At 68.0% G+C, this 1,941-nt stretch carries 1 protein-coding gene; it reads left to right on the top strand.

The window, feature by feature from the left end; all coding sequences use genetic code 11:
- Positions 1-1,941 (top strand): condensation domain-containing protein (locus tag PMN64_RS42760; RefSeq protein WP_411785105.1); only part of this gene is annotated, 1,941 nt, incomplete at both ends.

The raw sequence follows: 1,941 nt of genomic DNA, 5'->3' as shown, positions 1-1,941 counted from the left end.
CGCAAGGCGAGATCGAGATCACGCTGGCACAGATCTGGGCCGAGCTTCTGGGTGTGGAGCGGGTCGGACGCCACGACCACTTCTTTGCGCTCGGCGGGCACTCGCTGCTGGCGGTGCAACTGATCGAGCGTTTGCGGCGGCAGTCGCTGGGGGTTGAGGTGCGCACGCTGTTCGCCAGGCCGGTGCTGGCCGATCAGGCCGCAAGCCTGGGCAGTCATCAGGAGGTGGCGGTCCCGGCCAATCGGATCACCGAACAGAGTACGGCGATCACGCCAGAGATGTTGCCGCTCATTGAGCTGGCGCAGGGCGAGATCGACCGGATCATCGCCACAGTGTCCGGCGGGGTCGGCAACATCCAGGACATTTATGGCTTGTCGCCGCTGCAGGACGGCATCCTGTTCCATCATCTGTTGGCGACAAAGGGCGATCCGTACCTGCTGGTATCGCAGATGGCGTTTGCCGACCGTGGCGTGTTGGAGCGCTATCTTGCCGCGGTCCAGCGGGTGGTGGACCGGCACGACATTCTGCGCACCTCGTTCGTCTGGGAGGGGCTGTCGCGCCCGGCGCAGGTGGTGTGGCGCCACGCATCGCTGGAGGTGAGCGAGGTCGAGCTGGACGGGTCTTGTGGTCCTGGCGCCGCGCAGCTTAAGGATCGGTTTGATCCGCGCCGGCAGCGCATCGATCTTGGCCGAGCGCCCTTGTTGCGGTTTGTGATCGCGCGCGAGCCCGGCAGCGGGCGCTGGCTGCTGTTGGAGCTGCAGCATCATCTGATCGGGGATCACACGACACTGGAGGTGATGCGTGCCGAGGTCCGCGCTGAGCTGGAGGGGCGGGCGCATGAGCTGACCGAGCCACAGCCGTTCCGCAATCTGGTGGCGCAGGCGCATCTCGGCGCTGATGCCAAGGCGGATGAAGCGTTCTTCCGGGGGTGGCTGGCAGACATTGACGAGCCGAGCACGCCGTTCGGCTTGAGCGAGGTGCGCGGCGACGGCAGCGGGGTTCGAGAGGCGCAGCGGATGCTGCCGCAGCAGCTGAACGCGCGGCTGCGCAGCCAGGCGCGGCGGCTGGGGGTGAGCCTGGCCAGCCTGTGCCATCTGGCGTGGGGGCAGGTGGTGGCGCGCAGCAGCGGCCGCGAGCAGGTGGTGTTCGGCACGGTGCTGTTCGGCCGCATGCATGGCGGGGCGGGCGCCGACCGCGCGATGGGGCTGTTCATCAACACGCTGCCGCTGCGGCTTGATCTTGACGGCACCGCGGTCGAGGCGAGCGTGCGAACCACGCATGCCCGGCTGGCCGAGCTCCTGGCGCACGAGCATGCCTCGCTGGCGCTGGCGCAACGCTGCAGCGGCGTTGCGGCGCCGGCGCCGCTGTTCAGCGCGCTGTTGAACTACCGCCACAACACGCCGGCGGCGGTCACCGCCTCCGCAGCCGATGATGCGCTGTCCGGCGTGGAATGGCTGGGCGAGGAGGAGCGCACCAATTATCCGCTGACCTTGTCGGTGGAGGATTTTGGCGAGGCGCTCGGGCTGACGGCGCAGGTGGTGGAGCCTATCTCGGCGAATCGGATCTGCGGCTACATGCAGCGGGCGCTGGAGCAGCTGGCAGAGGCGCTGGAGCATGCGCCGGACATGCCAGTGCGGGAGCTGGACATCCTGCCAGCGGACGAGCGGGCGTATCTGTTGGAGGAGCTGAACCGGACGGCGGCGCCGTATCCTGCGGAGCAGTGCATCCATGAGCTGTTTGAGGCGCAGGTGCGCCAGGCGCCGAATGCGGTGGCGGTGGTCTATCAGGACCAGCGCGTAAGCTATGGCGAGCTCAATGCGCACGCCAACCAGCTGGCGCATCATCTGATCGGGCTCGGGGTCAGGCCGGACCAGCCGGTGGCGATCTGCGTTGCGCGCAGCGTGGCGATGGTGGTCGGGCTTTTGGCGATCCTCAAGGCGG

Origin of the sequence: Bradyrhizobium sp. UFLA01-814 (assembly GCF_046718885.1) — a bacterium.
GTDB classification, from domain to species: domain Bacteria; phylum Pseudomonadota; class Alphaproteobacteria; order Rhizobiales; family Xanthobacteraceae; genus Bradyrhizobium; species Bradyrhizobium elkanii.
The sequence above is the reverse complement of the archived record's forward strand: the minus strand, read 5'-3'. Positions and strand labels throughout refer to the sequence as shown.